Consider the following 21,510-nt stretch of genomic DNA (forward strand, 5'->3'; position numbering starts at 1 on the left):
GTTGGACGTCAAACATCAAACCCTAAACGTCAAACCCAAGTCATAACGTCGCTGATAAGCGGGCGAAGAGGAAACGGCCGTTGAAACCACCCTGATTCGATGGGAACAGGAAGCGGCCCCGGTTCGAGAGGTCACGGCCCGAGTTGTAATCAAGTGAGCCGACAGCGTTGCGGGGATCAATGTAAATCTGATCGGGGTATACGTCGAACACGTTGTTGGCACCGACCTGTAGATTCAGGATTTTGGTTAGTTTATAGCCCACTGTGATGTCTGAAATCCAGATTGGGCTAAACGTCTGATCGAGCAGGGCGTTGCCCGATGCATCGCGGGCAAACTGCGTGTTCCAGTATGTATTTGGCGTTACAGTTGTGTTGATCGCATACGGATCGGCCGTAGTCAGGTTACGTACCTCGCCGAAACGCACTGTCCGGAGGGAGATATCGAATCTATTGACGGTGTAGGCCGCACTCAGGTTAAACTTGCTGCGAGGCAGACCCGTTTCCAGCAACGCCACCTGCGACCGGTCGAAGAAGATCGTGCGGGGCCAGTTGTCGGGGTTTCCACCCCGTTTTTCGTTATTGTCAGTGCTGTTTATGAAGGCCGACGGATTGATGGCCGTCACTGTAGTGCGGTTGAAGTTTACCGCGCCCGATAAGGTTAACCGACCTTTACCCAGGTTAAGCCGTTCTGTAGCTACGATATCAAGGCCCTTCGTTTGCGTATTGGCCGCATTGGCGAAGAAGCGAACCCCGTTTACGCCCGGATAATCCGTTGCTGAAAAGCCCAGCAGGGTACGGCTAAACTGACCAGAGTATAAAATCCGGTCCTTGATGTCGATCAGGTACGCATCGACTGTGATCGTGAAGTTGCGCCCAATGCGGCTGGTCGCGCCCAATGTGTAGTTTACCGATGTTTCGGGCTTCAAGGCGTCGACGCCAATCACCTTGCGGGCAATATCGCTGTCGTTGTTCACCGTCAGCGTGTTGTTGGGTAAACCATTGATAAACTGCGTACTGGTGTTGTTGAAATAGCGCTGTTGCAGGCTTGGTGCCCGGAAACCGGTACTGATGGCACCCCGCAGGCTGAAGAATTCGGCAAACTGATAACGCGTGGCCAGTTTACCCGTCACCTTCGACCCAAAATCAGAGTAATTCTCGAAACGCCCAGCCAGATCGACCAGCCATTTGCGGGTTATCTCCGATTCTACATCGGCATAAAGGCTAACGTTACTTCTCGATTTATCCAGCTCGTTCTCAGGCTGGTAACCGGGAAACACCTGCGCTCCGGGTGCGGCAGCGGTTGTGCCCGACGATGGGCCACCAACGGTCAGCGGGGCCAGCGGAAGTGTTTTTGAGGCACCCGAATACGAGGTCAATTCACCCGCTACAATCTGATATTCGTCACGGCGATACTCAGCCCCAAACGCCAGGTTGACCGAGGTAAGGCCTTTCACGTTTGTGTAGAGACGCGACAGGTCGAGGTTGGTCGTATTCTGGTTGAACTTCAACGTACCTGCATAGAACTCGGTCTGCTGGTTGTTGCTGCTTGGCAAGGTAGCGTTACCTGAATTCAATACATCGAACCGGATACTGTTACGGCCATACACGTTGCTCAGGTCAGCATTCCACTGGCCCAACTTGGTTTTGTACCCCAGCGTCAGCGACTGATCATCCAGCGTTGCTTCAATAGCGGGCAGGAACCCGTCTGGATACAACAGCGTGCCGTCGGCAGCCAGTGGTTGCTGGTTGCGCGACACGGGAATCCGGTTGTTGCCGTAACCAGTACCCGACCGGTGCGTGACACCCGCCGAGAAGTACACTTCCGACTTTGTATTTATGGGTACCGATCCGTTTAGAAATACGCCATAGTTGCGCGCCGATGAGTTGCCCACTACCATGTTCTGACGATTATAGCGGCGTTGGTCAATCAATGTCTGGTCGGCAGCCAACAAGGCAGGCCGGTTGGCAACGGGCACCAGCGTAGTGGCCGGAAAGCCACCCGACGCACCCAGATAGATCGTTGGCGTGTTGTCTTCGGCCGAGCGGTTGGTCCGTTCCCGGTCAACGATCTGGCCCGAGATTGTCATTGAGCCACGATGGCCCAGCCGGAAGCCTTTTGTGATATCGAACTGGAACGTTTTGCCGTCGCGCAGGCTCTGGCTTTTGTCGATGGTGCCACCGCCGAGCAAGGGTGCTTTGTAATTCATGGTCGAGTAGCTGCCGCCGGTCATCAGCGAAGCACTCAGCCCTTCGTAGTTCTTTTTCAGCACCACGTTGATCACCCCCGCAATGGCATCAGACCCGTATTGAGCCGCCGCACCGTCGCGTAGTACTTCCACGCGCTCTACTGCTGCCACCGGAATCACGTTCATGTCGGTACCCACCGAACCCCGACCTACCGAGCCGTTGATGTTGATCAGTGCCGTATTATGCCGCCGCTTGCCGTTCACCAGCACCAGCGTTTGGTCTGGGCCAAGCCCCCGCAATGAGGCCGGATCAATGTGGTCGGTGCCATCGGTAACGGTTTGGCGGTTCGAGTTGAACGAGGGCGCCACAAAGTTCAGGATCTGGCTCACGTCGACCTGTGCAAAGCTCTTCATTTCTTTGGTCGTGATCACGTCTACCGGCACTGCGCTCTGGATATTGGTCCGGGCGGTAGCCGCCCGCGAACCAATAACAACCAGTTCGCTGAGGCTCGACTGGCTTTCCTGTAATTTGGTCGACAGCGTTACCTCGCCACTAGCGGGCACTGTAACCGGAACCGTTACACTCGTGTAGCCAACGAAGCTGACAACGAGCTGATAATTCCCCGGAGCCAGCTTAAGCGTATAGTTACCATCACCATCCGCGCTGGTACCTGTTTGGCTTTTTGCAACGACCACCGTTGCGCCCGGAATGCCGTTGCCCGAGCCGGCATCGACTACTTTACCGCGTATAGCCTGGGCAAATACAGTGCTGACTGTCAGGGCAAAACAGGCAAATGAAAGAACAAATTGATGTTTTCTGTACAAATTTCTCATGGGTAACTTACTTGTAGTTGTCCCACAAATTAAATTAATATATGGTAAATGTTTAATATTTCATTTGAAAATTTTGACTTTAATCCATTATACCAAATAATAACCGCCTATAAGCCACCCGTTTTGCCGCCGTCTACAGGTACGTTAATACCAGAAATTGAGGCCGCGGCGGGTGTGCAGAGAAACGCAGCAGCGGCAGCCACTTCTTCGGCGGTGGCGAACCGGCCAATTGGAATTTCACGCTCCATCTGGTCAGCTACTTCGTCGACGGTCTTACCTGATGATTGCGCCCGCATACCCAACACGGCGTCGAGGCGGGCGGTGCGGGTGTAGCCTGGCAATACATTGTTTACGGTGATGCCCCACGGCCCTACTTCCAGCGACAGCGTTTTGGCCCACTGTGCCACCGCCCCACGAATGGTGTTCGACACACCCAGCCCCACAATCGGCTGCTTCACCGATGTGCTGATAATATTGACGATGCGACCGTAGCCCGCCTGCCGCATACCGGGTGCCAATGCCTGAACCAGCGCCTGATTGTTGAGCAGGTGATTATGAAACGTCTGTACAAACGCCTCGTCGGTTGCCTCGATCAACGGGCCACCCGCCGGACCACCAGTATTGTTGATAAGTATGTGGATAACTGGGTGCGTGGTTAATAACTGAGTCAGGGCCGCCTTAACGTTACCCGCCTGGCTGAAGTCGGCAACGGCGATATGGTGCTGTTGCCCTTTACTGGTATCAAGCGTTGCTTTCACTGTTTGTAACGTGTCGGCGTTGCGGGCCATAAGTACTATGTTGGCACCAAGCAGGGCCAGTTCAACGGCAGTGGCGCGGCCAATGCCTTGCGAGCTACCACAAACAAGGGCAGTTTTCTGAGTCAGGTCAAGATTCATGCGGGGTAAGATAACGTACCTGATGCGTTGCCACACAACGTACCGGCAAACCTTTATCCACCGATCAGCGTATATCTATCAAAACCATCACATACTATGAAGCTTCTGTTTTTATTCAGCGTTTGCCTTTGCCTGGCCATCAGCCTGTCGGGTAGTTATCTGGCCCATCATAACGCTGTAAAAGCCCCCACGCTAACCGTTGCCGCTGCCCCCAGCCATGCTGCCTTTGATAAATTGCTGAAAGAGCATGTCAATGCATCGGGTATGGTCGATTATAAAGGCTTTATAAAAGATAAAGCCGACCTGAAGGCTTACACCGACATGCTCGGCAAGAATGCCCCGTCTGATAGCTGGAGCAAAGACGACCAACTCGCCTACTGGATCAACGCCTATAATGCCTTTACTATCCAGCTTATCATGGACAATTACCCTGTGAAAAGCATTAAGGATATTGGCTCGAAAATCAAGATTCCGTTTGTCAATACGCCCTGGGATGTGAAATTTATCAAGATCGGCGGCGAGACATATGACCTGAATAACATTGAGCACGGCATTATTCGCAAGAAATTCTCGGAGCCACGCATTCACTTTGCGCTGGTGTGCGCCGCCAAGTCGTGCCCCCGCCTGCGCAACGAAGCGTTCGACGGCAAGCGCCTTAATGCCCAACTTGAAGATCAGGGCGTCGATTTCCTGAATAACCCGGCGAAGAATTCAGTCACACCGAAACAGGCCAGCCTGTCTAAGATTCTGGATTGGTACGGCGGCGATTTTCAGAAAATGAAACAGCAATCGGTGAAAGATGTGGTCAATCAGTTTTCGAAGACCAAGATCACCGATGACACTAAAATTTCGTACCAGACCTACGATTGGGCCCTGAACGAACAGTAAGCCTCAAGCACAGTCTAAGTTGACACACAGAGGCATAGAGAATACGGAGTCATTTTAAAATGCAACTCTGTGTTCTCTGTTCCTCTGTGTGTCAACTTAAGCTTATTACTTCCACGTCAATGTATTCAGCATCTGCATCATATCAGCGCGAACGTACTTAATAACGGGGGCCAGCGAATCGTTGGCGGTGGCGGTATCGAAGTAGAGCGCCCCCCGCAGGAAATGTCGCGTACTGTCGGTGGTCACAAACTGAAACTGGCTGGGCACTTCCCCTTCGAGCGTGATCAGACTGGCGGTCAGACCGTTTTTTAGACGTACCTGCTGCTGCTCGATCAACGATGCTTTTACGTTATGTTTGGCCGTCAGTTTATACGCATCCGCCAGCAAACCACGCAACCGCTCCACATCATTGAGCACAGGCTTGTAGGTGATCTGAACGGTCGCTTTCAGCGTCGGGTAATACACGTAAATCCAGTGCGGTTCGGCCCGTTTGAACGTATCGGGCAACACGCGGGTAATACTATTGACCTCAAATGTATACGGATGCCCCGCCGGACTGGCCACGTATTTCGGCGCAGGAAGGTCGATACGCGGGTAACCCTTGGGCTTAGGTACGTAGTTGGGCTGATCCGATGAGTTACAGGCGGCAAGCGTGAACGTAGCCAGCACGAAAAGACTGGCGCAGAGGCGGCGTGGTATCATGTTCTGACTAACGTACACAAGGGGTAGTTCGTTGTTATCGAGCGAAGAATAGTAGCATTCTTTCGTCACAATCAGCGAGGTACATCCATCAGCAATCAGGGAATAGCCTATCATCGCCTGCGGTAACCAATTGTCAGAATAAAGGCAACGTACCTGCGCACGCTGCCGTATCTTTCCGTACTGATCAAAAACGACTTTATCGCTATGACATCCGTCATCGACACCCATAACCTGACCCAATACTATGGGCAGACGCAGATTTTGAAAGGAATCAATCTTAGCGTTGCCCCGGGGCAGGTGGTGGGCTACATTGGGCCAAACGGCGCGGGTAAATCGACAACCATCAAAACGCTGATTGGCCTGCTACCCAATTTTCAGGGCGAGGTATCGGTGTTGGGGCTGGACCTGCGCACACAGGCAATTGACATAAAACGGCGCATTGGGTACGTACCCGAGAACGCCGCCCTATATGACCTGCTGACGCCCATGGAATACCTCACTTTCGTGGGTCAGCTTTACGAACTGGACCCCGCAACCGTTGAGAAAAAAGCCCTCGAACTCCTTCGGCTGTTCAGCCTTGAACACCAGGCCAACGACCGCATGACCACCTTCTCGAAAGGAATGCGCCAAAAAGTGTTGCTCATCTCCGGCCTGCTGCATAACCCCGATCTGGTTTTTCTCGACGAACCGCTATCCGGCCTCGACGCCAACGCCGTGGTGCTGGTGAAACAAATTATCCGCCAACTGGCCGACTCGGGTAAAACGGTCTTCTACAGTTCGCACATTATGGACGTGGTCGAGAAAATTTCGGACCGGATTATCATCATCAATGCCGGCGACATCATTGCCGACGGATCGTTTACGGAGCTACAGGCGCAACGCGAAGCTGGCAGTTCACTCGAACAGCTATTTGGTCAGCTAACCGGTTCCGACAGCCACAACACCACCGCCGAAGAGTTTATCTACACGCTGAACCAATGACCCCTCCTACGCTGCTAATCACTGATCGGCTGGCCTTTTTGTGGCGGCTGCTCGGTGTCAACTATACCCAGTTGCGCGCTATCCTGACCGTCAAGCTCCAGCTTGATAACCGTCGGCCGGTTGCGTTTAACCAGTGGAAAAAGACCAATGAGACCAACAACTCGTACTGGGCTTCACTGGCATTGTATGCCCTCTTCGGCCTGATGTTCGCTTTCCTTCTTGGTTTTACCCCGGCCATAGGTATCGTAAAACCAGCCACGTTATTCTTTGGGTACGTCCTTATTGTCTGCACCATGTCGCTCATCAGCGATTTTTCATCAGTTGTGCTCGATTCATCCGACAATCAGATCATGCTCTTCCGGCCCGTCGATAGCCGAACCATGCTCACGGCCCGCGTTGTGCATATTGTCAGCTACCTGTTCACCATTGCGCTGGCGGTGGGTGTGCTGGGCGTGGTCGTGATTGGGTATCGGTTTGGGGCCGTGGCGGGTATCCTGTCGCTTTTTCTCTGTCTGCTGATGGCCATACTGGCCGTTTTCCTGACCAACGTCATCTATCTTCTGCTCATGCAATTCGTGAACACCGAGCGGCTACGCGAAGTAATCAACTATGTTCAGATAGGGATGGGGGTCTGTTTCTACGGCGGGTATCAGTTGTTACCGCGCCTGATTGGCACCGACACGCTGTCGGGCTATCAGCCATTCGTCTGGAAACCCTGGCACTATGCCATCCCACCGTTATGGAGCGCCGGCAGCATCGACATGATCATTAACCGGCAGGTCGACACGCAACATCTGATCCTGTTCGGGCTGGCGCTGATCGTTCCTTTTGCCGGTATCTATGTGATGACCCGTCTGCTGGCACCCGCTTTCAGCGGCAAACTGGCAGGCCTGGACCAGGATGAGTCGGTACGGCTCGTTGATAAACCTGCAGACGCCGGGAAATCACCGGCAGTTACCTCATCGTTGGCAAATAGAATGGCTACCTGGCTGACCAGCAGTCCGCTCGAAGAGGCCGGATTTACGTTTGTGTGGTTCATTACGGGCCGCGACCGGAAGTTCAAGCTACGTACCTACCCGGGGCTGGGCTTTGGCCTGGCCTATGCCGTTATCATGAGCCTGAACCACCGGTCGAGCGTGGATAATGGCAGCAGTTTATTTTTATTCATCCTTTACTTTGGTGGCATCTACATCATGACTGCCCTGCTCCAGATTGGCGTATCAGACAATTACAAAGCCGCCTGGATTTTTGAATCGTCGCCCATGAGTCAGCCGGGACTGCTCCTGGCGGGTGGCCTGAAAGCACTGGTTGTCAAGCTCATGATACCTTACTTTATACTACTGGCCAGCTATGTACTGTATCTGAAAGGCATTGCCAGCCTGCCTGACATCTTTCTGGCCTTCGTCAATTCGCTGGTGATGCTCCTGGTGACCGCCCTCATCAGCAAGCGCCACCTGCCCTTTTCGATGGCCCAGGATATTGTCCGGAACAGCACCACTTCGCGCAGCTTTCTGAGTATGTTTATTATCGGGCTCATCGGCGCGGCGCACTGGGGACTCACCTACGTTCCCTACGGCCGTTGGGTTGCGTTGCCCGTTATGTCAGGCGTTGTCTTTGTCTTGTTCAGGTCATACCGGGCCACGCAATGGCATGAGGTGGAGAACTAGCTTAGGGCCGGGGGCAAGGAGTGTTGCTTTCGCGTGACTACTTCCCTCGCCCCAACCCCAAAACTCTCTGGCCTTGCTTACTTCTTCAAGCTTTCAATCACGATTTCCTCGAAACCGGGTAGGGTTTTATACGCGTAGGTAGCTCGCCAGGGAGTGTCCTTATACTCATACGACACCTCTAGAAAAGGCTTTTTCCCGGTCCCGCCCGTATCATCGTCCCGTGTGTTGATGCGCACCGGAATGGCTTCGTGGTACTTGAAATAAGCAGAATGAGTCAGGTAGCCAAGCGGAGTAGTATCCCAGGGCACGAAGCCATCGACGCCAAACGCGTTCTTGTTGAGCAGTTGCCACGGCCGAATCGTTTTGCTTAGCCATCTGTCTCCTTCGGAACCCTGCGCCAGAAACGCCAGATCGGTTCGACCCAGGAAGGTGTAGACGCTGCATTCGTAGCCCGACAAGACAACCTTCACGCCCGAGTTGAAAAGCACCCGAAACGCCTCCGGGTCCATCTCGAAGTTATAGTCGCCAACCGTTACCTGCTCCAGGCCAGGGCGGAAGGGTAAACCGGGCGTCCGGCCAGCACACACCACCACTTCTTCGATCTGCCTGGCCAGTTCCGGGTGATTCCTGAGTACCGTTGCCACGTTGGTCATCGGGCCAATGGCCAGAATTGACAGGCGTTCCCGCCGCAAGGCCGCCGCCATGGCGCGGCTGGCGTCGGTTTCCCGGCCAATGTCCCGCAGCGTATCGGACCCGCGATAAACCGGAATCTTCCGACCCGTTTTATTATACCAGTTCAGCAGTTTCTGCGTCACGTTATAGCCATAATCGGCGTAGGTAACGGTACTGATACCAACCAGTTGCACCTTATCGGCATGGCGCAGGGCCATCATAAGGGTAATGGCATCATCTACCTCGCGGGCACCTCGTTTGTCGGGCAGGCCAACCATGATGTCGGTATCCACCCAGATTCGGCGGGGTTGCGCCACGGCTTTCGTCACCTGCTGAACGGGCTTCTGATTGGTTCCAATGGTCACCTGAGCCCGTGCAGTCAATGACAGTGCCAGCAACGTACCCAGCATAGACATAGCCAGCAGACAGCTCCGTTGTTTGTTGTTTTTCATAGGGTTCAGCCAATCACCAGTGTTGTGGCTAGCTGTAGTAACTGAGATTTTTCGTCGAGCGAAAGCGACAGGGGCAGTTGAGCCAGCCCAATAAGCCGTCGCAACAGTTCGATTCCGGTGAATCGACGGAGTAACTGTTCATCAAAACCACCGTGGCGAACGTACCCGGCCAGTACCTGCTGATGCACCCATTCGGGTTGTTGGGCCAGGTGCAGGTGTGCCAGCATCACACCCAGATCAAATTCGGCAGGCCCGTAAAAGCAAAACTCCGGGTCGATCACTTTCACGCCTGAGTCTGTTCGCAGCCAGCTTCCGGGGTAATAATCACCGTGAAGCAACGTACCTGGCACACCAGGCTGGTCGGCCAGGTAGCGTTGCCCCAATTGCCGGGCTGCCTCGGCCAGTGCCGGGTTTTTATAGGACATTGCCAGCGCCTGCAAACCTGCCTGCACGCCATCCAGGTTGACACCGTTATCTACCAAAAACGGATAAATAAAGATATGCTCATGGTTCAGCGCACGCATGGCCCGGTTGGCAAAGGCAGGATTGGCCCGGTCAGTAAGAAACTGATTGTGCAAGACTGACAGATACGTAATTAGGGTCTTGATTTCGTCGGCCGCAATCGCCTGACCGGGTTGGTAGCAGGTAGAGAAATCCGATGCGTCGCCCAAATCTTCCAACACCAGCAGGTTCTCTCCTTCGTCGATGCCCAGCAAGTCAGGCATGTACCTATGGAGTTCAGGGTTTTGGGCGATTTCGCGGTAGAAAAGCCCTTCCATAATGGCCCGTTCGGTCGGCGCAGCAATAGAGGGGTATTTTTCTACATAACCGCGCGCCTGTTTTACAATGAGCGACCGGTTTGGCGTACGCACCCGAAGCGTATAATTCATATTCCCTTCGCCGGGCTTACCCAGGCTGATAAGCGGCTCGTCGTCAGCGATCCACCCGTTGCGGGCCAGGTATATTTGTAACCCCTCGGGGTCTTTCTCGTCTAAATGCATATGTGCCCAGTTGATTCGTACTACAAGAATACAGACCCGTCAACGGCTTGCCAACGCCCGATCAACTTATCGGGCAAATGTATTCGGTTGTCGTCGTTTTTTAAGAACAGCTTAATTAAACTACCTACGGCCAGTGTCTCAGGATAGATGTTTGAACCATTTACGAATCAAACGTCTTGCCTATTTGGTCTATATGGCAAATATATCCTCTATCTATACATAGAGGAGGCATGACTATTGGATATGTCACTTACAGTGCACATATGTTATCATTCGGTAACATTGTGAAAATTGCTTACTTTTCAAGGGACAATCGGCTACTAGTTCGGTCTATCCCTTACTCCGTTTCAACAGGAAAATCTGTGCTGTCAATTATTGCCCGTCATATACTATTTGGTTGCTTGTGCCTGCTAGCTGCATCGGCATTCGCTCAGCGTTTACCCACAATTCCATCAGAAATAAATGTTGGCGGTGCCGCTATTTACTTAAACGCACAGGATCAACAACGGCTTCAGGAAGAAATAAATAGCCTGTATGCCGATCGGGTGGCGTTGAGAAATACCATCGAACAATTGCAACTTGTTGAATCGGTACTGGGGCCAATGCTGGAGGAACGCTCGATCCCCGCCGATTTTCGGTACGCCTGCCTGCCTACTCCTTCATCCAATGGTGCGTATTGGGGCTTAGACGCCCGCAAAGCCAGTCGGCTCGATCTGCGGGTCGATAACAGCATTGATGAACGGCTCAACATAGCTTCCTCTTCAGAAGCCGTACTGACCGAACTGGCCGCCTTGCACAAGACGTACCCAAACTGGGTGCGGGTGTTGCTCAATTTTGCTGCAGGCCAGCGCGCGAATGACCCCGTCGATGCGACACTTTCCAACGATCAGGTTCAACTCACCGCCGATAGTCCGGCCCTAGTTTGGGTTACACTCGCGCGCAAAATTGTTTTCGAGTACGAAATTCCCCTACTGCGGCCCAACGCAAACCCTTTTCTGTTATACGATTACCGGCAGGGACGGGGTAAATCGCTGGCCGCCATTGCGCGTGAACTGGGCATTGAACAACCCCGATTTGTGCCATTCAATGAATGGCTGCGCGTTCGGGTCATTCCGACCGATAAGGTGTATCCGGTTCTGATTCGGCTCACGTCTACCGAATACCTGACTGTGCGGGGACAGGTAAACTCGACTGTGCAGTTGGGCCAGCCATCGCAACCGGGATCGCGCCGCGATGTAGGTTTCCCCGTATTGCGCAAGTTGCCCGCCACCACCTCAAAAGACCCACTCACCCGCGCCTCGGCCCAGTTCTATGAGATTAACGACCTGAAAGGCATTCAGGCGCAGCCATGCGATAACCTGATCACCCTGGCTTATTACGGCGAAATGTCGGTGAAATCGTTTCTGGATATCAATGACTTAACCGACCGCGATCTGGTTCGACCGGGCGAAATTTATTACCTAGAACCGAAAGCCCGTAAGGCCAAAATCCCGTTCCACGTGATGCAGGCCGGCCAAACGCTGCGTGAGGTGTCAACGACCTACGGTATTCGGATGAAGTACCTGCTGAAATACAACCACCTGGAGGCCAATCAGCGCCTACAGCCGGGACGAATTTTGTGGCTTCGTGAAAAGCGACCCAACAACGTACCTGCCGAGTACCAGGTGCTTCCCGAGCCCCCCCCTCAGCCCGAGCCCACGGTGGCACAACGTAAGTTGACCCGCGAAAATGAAGAATCGGTTATTGATAGCCCAACCCTGCCAAACCCGCGCCTGGCCGCCGATTCAACAACCGATTCAACCGCCACCCGAGTTGTGGAGGGCAGCAGCCCCGCCAGTATGTCTGCCTCAGCGGAGACGGTGCCGCCATTCCTGTATTACACCGTGAAAACAGGTGACACTCATTCGGGCGTGGCGCAGCGATACAACCTGCCCCTGTCTGATCTGATGACCTGGAATAATTTGTCGTACCGTAAGCCGCTCGTAGCGGGCCAACGCCTGATTGTGGGCAAGCCGTCGGGCGCAAAACCAGCGCAACCGCCAGTTACGGCTCCAATCCAGCCCGACCTGACAGACCCTGTAGCCGTAACCGCTGCCGAAGCGCCCAAACCTGCTCCCATCACCTCAACGTCTACGGCCGTGACCAGAAAACCAGTGGCTCCAACCACGAGGGTAAAGCCTGCCACGCCTGCCCGGACACGGGAGAATACCGAATCGATGGTTGATGTGGACCGCCCCGCCACACCGCCAGCCAAGGCACGCCCCGAACGGCTGGTCAATCAGGTACGTATCGAAACGCCGAAAGTCAACGGAAATTCATACTACCACGTAGTACAACGGGGTCAGACGGTCTACCGGGTTGCCCTGATCAATAAGGTCAGCGTACAGAACGTGATGCGCTGGAACAACCTGACCAGCTACACCATCGAAGTCGGCCAGCGCCTGCTTATCAGGAAATAACCAATCTATAGTATTTTCGCCAGCATGTAGCTGACGCCCGGAAGAAGGGTTGATCATTGTTAATTGATCATTGACAACTGCCCTTCGATCCAATCGAGGCCGCGGCCGTACAGGGCCAAAGCAAAACGTACCCGGTTGTCGAAATCATCGTTACCCGTCTGTTGCTGAGCCAGGTACGTCTTCACTAGCCGGGCGTTTTCAGCGGCCTGCGGGTCGGGTACGTCTATGTCAATCTCTGTTTTGAAAGAGGCAAAAGCAGGCCGGTCACCGTCGAAATGCTGGTAAAACAGATGGTTCTCCGGCGTACGGACCGCACACAGCACGCCGGTAGCCCGTGCCGTCGACGGGGCCAATGACCCTTCCAGACCGCGTTTCAACACAATAGCCGCGTCGAAACCAGCCATCAGGGCCAGTTCGGCCATCTTCATCTGGTAGGTGATATGAAAGACCGACGTCACCAGAATCTGGGCACGGGCGGGGTTCAGCACTTTTTCGAGCGTTGATAGAAACGGCCGTTTCAGCAGCACCCGCCGCCGGTCGACCCAGCGGTGCAGCGCGGGCGAGAGGGCCTTCTGATCCAGTACCCACCCGTATACATTGGGCGGCACTTTCGTGAATTCAGTCTGACTGAGCACAAACTCACAATTCATGTGCATGTACAGATCATGCGCATTGAGCGTGTATTTCGGCCCCGGCGTGCGCCCTACCATCGACAAGGCACCGTAGCCACGTTCCTGAAAAAAATGCGCCAGAATAGGCGTAATCAGGTACGAGTGTTCGGCACCATCGAAGGGTTCGGCGAGTTGCACAATCGGGCGGGTTGGGCCAACAGGTTCATCGTCGTGAAAGCGGGGAGCCAGTGTGTCCATCACGGCCTGATAGAGGCCCTGATATTCATCATTGGTTTCGTGGCGCACCCGCATAATGCTGGCGGCCATACCCCGAAACGTTTCACAGTCCTGACCAGCCGCAAATTCCCCAAACAGGTAATCGCCCAGTTGCCGGGCTTCGCTCACCTGTAGGTGCTGCCCACGCAGGAGCTTGGTGGCAATGGGTAGTAGGTTGACCGGAAGTTCGGGACATAGTTTATTGACCAGAAAGGTGGGGTGCGAAAAGGCGTCACGTCCGAAGCAGGTTTCCAGCGTTCGTTCTTCTTCGGTGAGTCCTTTTGTCAGTAGCGCGCCAATAAAAGCACCTACCTGCAATGGATGGGCCATGCCCGATAAGAGGCTGGCGCGGCATTCGTCAATCAACTCGGCAGGCATTGGTTTACTGCCGTACTTACCAATACCGATCAGTTTGATAGCGCGCCCCAGTGGCGTTTCACCTGGTATTATATCAATCGATTCGGTAGTGGTCATGATAAACTCAAATTGTATTAAAACAAGATAACGTGGATAGGGGTGCTAAAGAATGTCCAAGACACAATAAAAAACTGCATCTAAGCAGAAAAGCCAATTATTAACTAACTTTTTGCCATTTATGACGCATAAGTTTTGGCCATTCCGACAAACTACCTATTTTTAAGAACTACAAAGTAATGCATTTCCAGGGAACTCAGAAAATTAAGAGCACGAATTATGAAGCCTGTTTACTCAGTACATTGCACAATTGAAAGCTAAAGCAGAGAACCGTCTCGATATAACTTTTACAAGAAAAAATAGCCGTTCGATTGTTACCATACGGGTCATTTTTCGTGTTGGAACAAGTCGATACGGCAGCGGATTTTCAGTTCAGAAACAAAAAAACCCTGCGAACTGGCGGGTCCGACAGGGCAACAGGCTTAAGTAATTTTCTGCCTTAAACCAGGTCAAATGTAGGCAACCGGGCATTTAAAACAACCGATTCCGGGTTCACAATGACTATTCTGCCGCTTAGGCGCATGCTCTTCTTTTTTAGTACACTTCTACTTCTGGTGGGGGCAGAAATGATGGTTATTCGGTCGACCGCCTTTACACGGGCACCAACTCTTTTTTCGTTGGCTGTCCTGTTCGATCTGTGTGGTATCACGTCGGTCCTGTTTTACGGATTTCTTGCCAGTCCCAATGGCTGGTCACCCATGCGCACGGTGGTAGTAGTGTTACTTATGGTTCGGGTTGGCCTGCTTTTACTACCGACCAATACCCTTCCAGCATTCCTGAATGGCCCATTTCTGTTTGCCCTGGCAGAAGCCGGTGCCCTTGCCATAGCGGTAGTCAGAATCAGGATCATTCGGCTAACGTACCTGAAACTCCGCCCCACAACCACCGCCGACAAGGCCCTTCTAGAGTCGTTTGCCGTTGTTTTTGGTCAGCGGACGGCGAGTATCATTCTGGGCGAATGGCAGATCATCAGCTATGCCATCGGTGGCTGGTGGTTACGGGCAGACGTACCCGCAGACGCAACTGCGCTTACCACTCACCGCGACTCAGGACAGATTGCCCTGACTGTTGCGCTCGGAGCGGTCTGTCTGATCGAACTCGTAAGTATGCACTTGCTGGTAGCACGCTGGAACCATGATGTGGCGTTCTGGTTGACGATGGCCGGTGCGTACAGCCTGCTGCTGTTGGTTGCCGATGTTGTTGCTACGCTTAAACGCCCCTCCTACCTAACAGCCAATGCGTTCCATCTGCGTTTGGGGATTCGCTGGCTGGCCGTTATTAGCCGCGATCAGATCGGGCAGATCGAGCGCATCGACGAAAAACCGGTTCGGCGTGATGGTGTGCTAAACGTGGCCCTTTTAACCGGACCAAACGTGCTGCTGACATTAAGTGAGCCAGTTATGGTGCAGGGTCCGTATGGTATTCGGCGAGAAGCAACCCAACTTGCACTCTGGATCGATGGTGGAACTGCCGCTTTGTCCTGACTGACTTACCGATCTGATTAAATGATCCGCCCTGCTACACCGGCCGACCTCGATGCGTTGGCCCAGTTATTCAACGCCTACCGCATCTTCTACGAAAAACCGGCTGCGTTGTCAGAAGGTCGCCAGTTTCTGGCCGACCGGATGGCCCGTAACGAATCGGTGATTTTTGTGGCCGAACTGGTTCCAGATACGTTAGTGGGCTTCATGCAACTGTACCCCCTTTTCTCATCGACCCGCCTGAAACGCCTCTGGCTCCTGAATGATCTGTTTGTAGACGCCGGGTATCGGGGGCAGGGCCATTCGCTCGGTTTGATCGAAGCCGCCAAGCAGCTTTGCTACCAAACCGACGCCTGCGGTCTTATGCTCGAAACGGCCAAAACGAACCAGATCGGCAACGCGTTATACCCTCGCGCAGGCTTTACCCTCGACGACGCACACAAGTATTACAGTTGGGATGTATGAGTTCAGGTACGTTGTTTGGGAATGTTTGCTCAATCTCATAGAACCAGATTTTGTTCGTTTCTTGTTGTACTCGGTAACGTATGACTTTCTGGTAATCGATTGGAAATAGTCACAACGACCAAGACGTCGAATTGAACAAGTTCGTTGACGTTGCTTTAGCAGACATAATCGATTATTCAGTGACAAATGGTACACATTTCGCTGTTTTGACGAGTATAGATTTACCCGAAGTGACGCTTGATCCACTGCAAGAATTTCTTACTCTGATCAATTAATCAGTAGACCTGCTTAAATGGCCGAACGAATAACGTATGGTAAAACCTGGTGGGGTCAGCGATGGCTTCAGGCGTTACTATCCAGGGACGTTGTTGCCAAGGCAGTAACAAAGAACTAGATTTTGTTCATTCTTCGTTGTAGTAGGAATAACCACATAAGTATGGAATCGACTGCAGTCACTCCCGCAGGAAAACTAAATGCTTTGCAAGTCAGTCTGCTCCGTTTGTTTGATAGAGGCATGACTGATGATCAATTACTTGATCTCAGACGAGTTCTGGTAGACTATTATGCAACTCAATTAAGGACTGAGACAGAGCAGGTTAGTCAGCAAAAAGGCTACACTGACGACGATTTTACGGCTATGCTTAACGACTTGTCTTAACGATGATAGTCGTCATTGATACAAATTGCCTGTTGGCCTCTATTCCGCCACGTAGCCCCTATTATGCACTCTATAATGGCTTTCTAGCTGAGCGGTTCGTCTGGGTTGTTAGTAACGAAATACTGACAGAATATGCAGAAAAACTGGCCGACAAGTACTCAAAGAAGACAGCCGATCTCGTGCTAACCATCTTAACGGTAGCACCTAACACGCTATTTCAGGAAGCCTATTTTAAATGGCAACTGATAGAAAGCGATCACGACGACGATAAGTTTGTCGACGTTGCAGTAGCTGCCGGAGCTGATTACATCATCACCAACGATTCTCATTTTGCCGTACTTAAAGGTATCGATATGCCTAAGGTGTCGGTTCTTTCACTGCAAGAATTTCTTACTCTGATCAATTAATCAGTAGACCTACTTAGATGGCCGAACGAATAACGTATGGTAAAACCTGGTGGGGTCAGCAATGGCTTCAGGCATTAACCAGTATTGACGAAGGAAACCGGCTCCCACGGGGTAAAACATACGCCAATAAAGGGGCTGTCAGGGCACTGAAAATTGAGACTAACCAGATTAGTGCGCAGGTTCAGGGCAGCAAACCACGCCCCTACAAGACCAAGCTGACGGTTAAACTATTCGAAAAGTCGGAAAAAGATGCGTTGCTGGCCGAGATCCGGCAAAATCCGGCTTTGCTGGCGCAATTGCTCAACCGGCAGCTACCTCCCGATCTGATTCAGTTTGCCGACCGTCGGGGTATTCGGTTATTTCCGCGTTCATTCCCCGAATTGCAGGCTGGCTGTTCATGCCCCGATTATGCCATGCCCTGCAAGCATCTGTCGGCCGTTATTTACCTGATCACCAACGAGATAGACCAGAATCCGTTTCTGGTTTTTCTGCTGAAGGGGCTCGATCTGCTGGCCGACTTGTCGACGGATAATTTTGGTGCCGGGGGTATGGAGACGGTGCTCACCGTCACCGATCTGTGCACCGACGATCTCCCCGACGACGAAGACTGGGCACCCAACGAAGCTGCCCGTACCGAACTGGATTTTGCCACTATACCCATGCTGGCTGACTCGCTGCTGGGGCTACTGGAACCGGAGGTGACCTTTACGAAAAGCAATTTTCATAAAGATTTGGGCAAGGCGTACAAGCTTTTCAGCAAAGGCGTTGTCGACAAGGTAGTGGTGAATCATCCCGAGCCAAGTGACAGCATCGAGCTTCAACTCGATGAATTGCTCGACCTGCGGAAGATCAATATTTTTAGTGAACACGGCGAAGCGCGGCCCCTACCCCACTTTGCCATTGCCGACCTGATGGGCTGGCTCGGCGACCTGACCGAGACCGACTGGCCCGACATGAGCGACTCGGTACGCGCCCTGTATCTGACGCGTCAGTTCACGGCTGCCCTGTTACGGCGTGGTGCCGTGGTGCCGCAAATTCTGCGCGTGGGCACCGACGGCAATCAGTACCGGGTACGTTGGTTACCGGCCACGCTCAACGAAACCATTCGCCGCCTGACCGACGCGCTGTCTACTCAGCTACCGCCCGAGTTGCTGACGATTCGGTGGCAGAAGGACTTGCTCGCTCCAGCCTCGCCCGCCGAACACGTGCTGATGCTCTGTTCGTTGCTGCTACGCCAGCCCGTAAAGCAACCCACCGTTGAACTCTGGGAACGCTGGCCGCTGGAAGACGCCGACCGGCTGTTTTTCGGGCAGGAAATCCTGAAACTGGAGGGTTTTGGCAAGCGCGAAAAGCCCCTGGCCATGCAGCTCTGGCTCAACGATTTTTTCCTGACCCAGAAACGCTTCGTGCCTATTCTGGCCATTGAGGAAGCCGAGTTTGGCGAAGTCTTCAAACTCAGCCTGCTCATCCGCGACCGCGAAGCTGGCGAAGGTCTGTCGACGCCGATTTCGCTGACTGAGATTCTGGACGAGAGCCCGCATCAGAACATCCGCATGGCCGTTTTGCAGGATCTGCTGGTGCTCTCGCGGCATTTTCCCGATCTGGCGAAACTGACGAAGAAGAACAGTCCGTCGTATCTGAGTTACACGCCCGACGATTTTGTAAAGATTTTGCTCGAAAAGCTGCCCCGGATGCAGTTACTGGGCATTTCGCTCCTGTTGCCCCGGTCGCTGCAACACTGGGTACGTCCGCAGGTTGGTGGTCGTTTGAAAGCCAGAACCACGGCCAGTAATGCGTTCATGAAGCTCGACGATATGCTCACATTCGACTGGCAAGTGGCTATCGGCGATCAGATGCTCGACTACAAAGAGTTTGAATCGCTGGTGAATAATCGCACCGGTTTGGTGAAGATCAAGGATCAATACGTGCTGGTTGACCCCACTGATCTGGGCCGGTTGCAGAAGCAACTTACGCGCCCCGCCGAACTCAGCGGCACCGATTTACTCCGGGCGGCGATGGCCGAAGAATATCAGGGCAACCGGGTAGGCATCAGTCCCGACGTGCAGGCGATTTTAAAACAGTTTACCGAAGCCCAAACCCAGCCCCTCCCCGACCGCCTTGACGCGCAACTACGTCCGTACCAGCAACGCGGCTACGAGTGGTTGCTGAAAAACACGACCCTGGGCATGGGCAGCCTCCTGGCCGACGATATGGGCCTTGGCAAAACGCTTCAAGTGATCGCGTTGCTGCTTAAATTCAAGCAGGAAGGGCGTTTTCAGAAACAAAAAGGGCTGGTCGTACTGCCAACAACCCTCTTGACCAACTGGCAGAAAGAGATCACCAAATTCGCGCCCGATCTGAAAGCGCACGTCTACCACGGCCCCAACCGCAAAATGCCGGAAGGTAAAGCGGCCTCAGCCAATGATCTGATTCTGACTACCTACGGCGTGGTTCGGTCGGATCTGGAAACGCTGAAAAAGACAACCTGGTCAGTGCTGATCATCGATGAGGCGCAAAACATTAAGAACAGCGATACCGAACAGACCAAAGCCGTGAAGACGCTGAAGGGTCAGGTACGTATCGCTCTGAGTGGTACGCCCGTCGAAAACCGCTTATCGGAGTTCTGGAGCATTATGGACTTTGTCAACAAGGGCTACCTGGGCGGCGCCAGCAAGTTCAACGAAGAGTTTGGTAAACCCATTCAGCAGGAACGCGACCAACACAAACTGGAGTTGTTCCGGCGGGTTACCAGCCCGTTTTTGCTCCGCCGTGTCAAGACCGACAAGAGCATCATCAGCGACCTGCCCGACAAGATCGAGAACAACCAGTTTTGCGCCCTCACGCCCGAGCAGGCCGCGCTTTACCAGAGTGTGGTGGCCGAGAGTATGCGGGCTATTGAAGAGAAAGACGGCATTGCGCGGCGTGGTCTGGTGCTGAAACTGATGACGGCCCTGAAACAGATTGGCAACCACCCACACCAGTACCTGAAAAAAGGCAACCAGAACCCCGCGCTGTCGGGCAAGGTAACGCTGCTGCTCAATCTGCTCGAAACGATTTACGCCAGCCACGAGAAAGTGTTGATTTTCACGCAGTACCGCGAAATGGGCGAACTACTGAAACAGTTCATTCAGCAGGCATTTGGGCAGGAACCGCTCTTTTTGCACGGGGGTACGTCCCGCGCCGACCGGGATGAGATGGTAGAGCAGTTCCAGAAAAACCGGTCCGACCATACATTTATTCTGTCGTTAAAAGCGGGCGGAACGGGCCTTAATCTCACGCAGGCCAACCATGTGGTTCACTTCGATTTGTGGTGGAACCCCGCCGTAGAAAATCAGGCGACCGACCGGGCCTTTCGTATTGGGCAGACCAAAAACGTGCTGGTCTACCGCCTCATGAATCAGGGCACGCTGGAGGAGAAAATCGACGCTATGATTCGCTCTAAGAAAGAACTGGCCGACCTAAGCGTAAAAACCGGTGAAACCTGGCTAGGCGACCTCAACGACGACGAATTGAAAGAGCTGGTGAGCTTGGGCTAAACCGCCAACTATCTACTAATTCCAATTTGAGCTAACAAATTGTTTTCTGTTTTGAACTTTATGCTGCATTTTTGCCCACGGCTTATACTTAGTATTCTATGTAAGCCAAGTTCAAAATAAGTTAACTAGTTCACTCACTCTAAATTCGGAATTAAATGAAAAAAGCAGTGTACTCACTGGCAGCACTAATTGCTTTACCAGCTTTGCTTTCGTCTTGCTATTCTTACACGAGCGTTGTTGGAAAAGGCGCCCAAGGCAATACAGCCGTTACCAAGTGGAACCATTATGTTATTGGCGGACTGGCTCCGGTGGGCGTTTCCGATTCGAAACAAATGGCTGGTGGGGCTGAGAACTACACAGTTTTCACGAGGCATTCATTTGTAAACGGATTGGTAGCTGGGTTGACGTTTGGTATTTATACACCCACCACAACTACAGTAACGAAGTAGCAGCGTTATATGGTGACGACATTTCTTTGTCGTCACCATAATTTCTTAATATGAAGCGACTCTATTTTTACGGCTCACTGCTAGTATCCCTATATGTTGGTTTCGCCATCGTTCGTAGGCTGGCAGTTGATAGCCAACAAATTGATGGGTTTGCATATGGATTCTTGACAGGTAGTTTCGGGCTCTTACTGTTGTTTGGGTACGTTGCCTACCGAAATCGGCCAGTAAACTGACGATAAGAGCCCCCAATTGTTCGGCAATTTTCAGGGTAAATAGCGTAACTCGCGAGTTTAAAATTGATGGATAAACAGGTAACTGATTTTATCCAGGCGAGCTGAAACAACACCGTCGGAACTAAAGCACTGACATACTTCGTAGTAAAGGAGTTATACACTCCGTGGTGGGGTTTAGGCATG

The 21,510-nt window shown here is 52.8% G+C and carries 16 protein-coding genes; 10 read left to right on the forward strand and 6 right to left on the reverse strand.

Annotation, left to right across the window (positions count from 1 at the left end; translation table 11 throughout):
- Nucleotides 1–40: 40 nt before the first annotated feature.
- On the reverse strand, nt 41–3,019 hold the full coding sequence (locus ACFE8Q_RS20885; RefSeq protein ID WP_375447378.1) for a TonB-dependent receptor domain-containing protein: 2,979 nt from the start codon (nt 3,017–3,019) through the stop codon (nt 41–43).
- A 107-nt stretch (nt 3,020–3,126) separates the two neighbouring features.
- Nucleotides 3,127–3,915: an SDR family oxidoreductase gene (locus ACFE8Q_RS20890; RefSeq protein ID WP_375447379.1), complete on the reverse strand. Its 789-nt coding sequence runs from the start codon at nt 3,913–3,915 to the stop codon at nt 3,127–3,129.
- A 96-nt stretch (nt 3,916–4,011) separates the two neighbouring features.
- Between ACFE8Q_RS20890 and ACFE8Q_RS20895 the strand changes: the two genes are divergently transcribed.
- Nucleotides 4,012–4,803, forward strand: a complete 792-nt coding sequence (locus ACFE8Q_RS20895; RefSeq protein WP_375447380.1) for a DUF547 domain-containing protein — start codon at nt 4,012–4,014, stop codon at nt 4,801–4,803.
- 105 nt (nt 4,804–4,908) lie between these two features.
- On the opposite strand, the gene gldD is transcribed toward ACFE8Q_RS20895, so the two are convergent.
- Nucleotides 4,909–5,619, reverse strand: coding sequence for a gliding motility lipoprotein GldD (gene gldD / locus ACFE8Q_RS20900; RefSeq protein WP_375447381.1), 711 nt, complete (start codon nt 5,617–5,619; stop codon nt 4,909–4,911).
- Nucleotides 5,620–5,709: 90 nt separating this feature from the next.
- On the opposite strand from gldD, the gene ACFE8Q_RS20905 reads away from it, so the two are divergent.
- A complete protein-coding gene (locus ACFE8Q_RS20905) occupies nt 5,710–6,486 on the forward strand; it encodes an ABC transporter ATP-binding protein (protein WP_375447382.1) in 777 nt (258 codons plus the stop codon).
- Nucleotides 6,483–8,153: a hypothetical protein gene (locus ACFE8Q_RS20910; RefSeq protein ID WP_375447383.1), complete on the forward strand. Its 1,671-nt coding sequence runs from the start codon at nt 6,483–6,485 to the stop codon at nt 8,151–8,153. The genes ACFE8Q_RS20905 and ACFE8Q_RS20910 overlap by 4 nt, the downstream gene beginning before the upstream one ends.
- A 77-nt stretch (nt 8,154–8,230) precedes the next feature.
- On the opposite strand, the gene ACFE8Q_RS20915 is transcribed toward ACFE8Q_RS20910, so the two are convergent.
- Nucleotides 8,231–9,277, reverse strand: coding sequence for a nucleoside hydrolase (locus tag ACFE8Q_RS20915; protein ID WP_375447384.1), 1,047 nt, complete (start codon nt 9,275–9,277; stop codon nt 8,231–8,233).
- A 5-nt stretch (nt 9,278–9,282) separates the two neighbouring features.
- Nucleotides 9,283–10,278, reverse strand: a complete 996-nt coding sequence (locus ACFE8Q_RS20920) for a phosphotransferase (protein WP_375447385.1) — start codon at nt 10,276–10,278, stop codon at nt 9,283–9,285.
- Nucleotides 10,279–10,679: 401 nt separating this feature from the next.
- Here ACFE8Q_RS20920 and ACFE8Q_RS20925 point away from each other — a divergent pair, with 401 nt between their 5' ends.
- The gene (locus tag ACFE8Q_RS20925; RefSeq protein ID WP_375447386.1) at nt 10,680–12,737 is read left to right on the forward strand and encodes a LysM peptidoglycan-binding domain-containing protein; all 2,058 of its coding nucleotides are present in this window, start codon (nt 10,680–10,682) and stop codon (nt 12,735–12,737) included.
- 59 nt (nt 12,738–12,796) lie between these two features.
- Here ACFE8Q_RS20925 and ACFE8Q_RS20930 read toward each other — a convergent pair whose 3' ends face one another.
- Nucleotides 12,797–14,098, reverse strand: coding sequence for an anthranilate phosphoribosyltransferase (locus ACFE8Q_RS20930; RefSeq protein WP_375447387.1), 1,302 nt, complete (start codon nt 14,096–14,098; stop codon nt 12,797–12,799).
- Between the two features lie 521 nt (nt 14,099–14,619).
- Between ACFE8Q_RS20930 and ACFE8Q_RS20935 the strand changes: the two genes are divergently transcribed.
- The 6 genes from ACFE8Q_RS20935 to ACFE8Q_RS20960 all read left to right on the forward strand — a co-directional run bounded on the left by ACFE8Q_RS20935 (nt 14,620) and on the right by ACFE8Q_RS20960 (nt 21,094).
- Nucleotides 14,620–15,582, forward strand: coding sequence for a hypothetical protein (locus ACFE8Q_RS20935; protein ID WP_375447388.1), 963 nt, complete (start codon nt 14,620–14,622; stop codon nt 15,580–15,582).
- Between the two features lie 21 nt (nt 15,583–15,603).
- A complete protein-coding gene (locus tag ACFE8Q_RS20940) occupies nt 15,604–16,044 on the forward strand; it encodes a GNAT family N-acetyltransferase (RefSeq protein ID WP_375447389.1) in 441 nt (146 codons plus the stop codon).
- Between the two features lie 436 nt (nt 16,045–16,480).
- Nucleotides 16,481–16,702, forward strand: coding sequence for a hypothetical protein (locus tag ACFE8Q_RS20945; RefSeq protein ID WP_375447390.1), 222 nt, complete (start codon nt 16,481–16,483; stop codon nt 16,700–16,702).
- 2 nt (nt 16,703–16,704) lie between these two features.
- The gene (locus ACFE8Q_RS20950) at nt 16,705–17,109 is read left to right on the forward strand and encodes a putative toxin-antitoxin system toxin component, PIN family (protein ID WP_375447391.1); all 405 of its coding nucleotides are present in this window, start codon (nt 16,705–16,707) and stop codon (nt 17,107–17,109) included.
- A gap of 17 nt (nt 17,110–17,126) precedes the next feature.
- Nucleotides 17,127–20,645, forward strand: a complete 3,519-nt coding sequence (locus ACFE8Q_RS20955; RefSeq protein ID WP_375447392.1) for an SNF2-related protein — start codon at nt 17,127–17,129, stop codon at nt 20,643–20,645.
- A 155-nt stretch (nt 20,646–20,800) separates the two neighbouring features.
- On the forward strand, nt 20,801–21,094 hold the full coding sequence (locus ACFE8Q_RS20960; RefSeq protein WP_375447393.1) for a Bor family protein: 294 nt from the start codon (nt 20,801–20,803) through the stop codon (nt 21,092–21,094).
- Nucleotides 21,095–21,510: the final 416 nt, after the last annotated feature.

This window comes from uncultured Fibrella sp., assembly GCF_964250085.1.
GTDB lineage: Bacteria > Bacteroidota > Bacteroidia > Cytophagales > Spirosomataceae > Fibrella.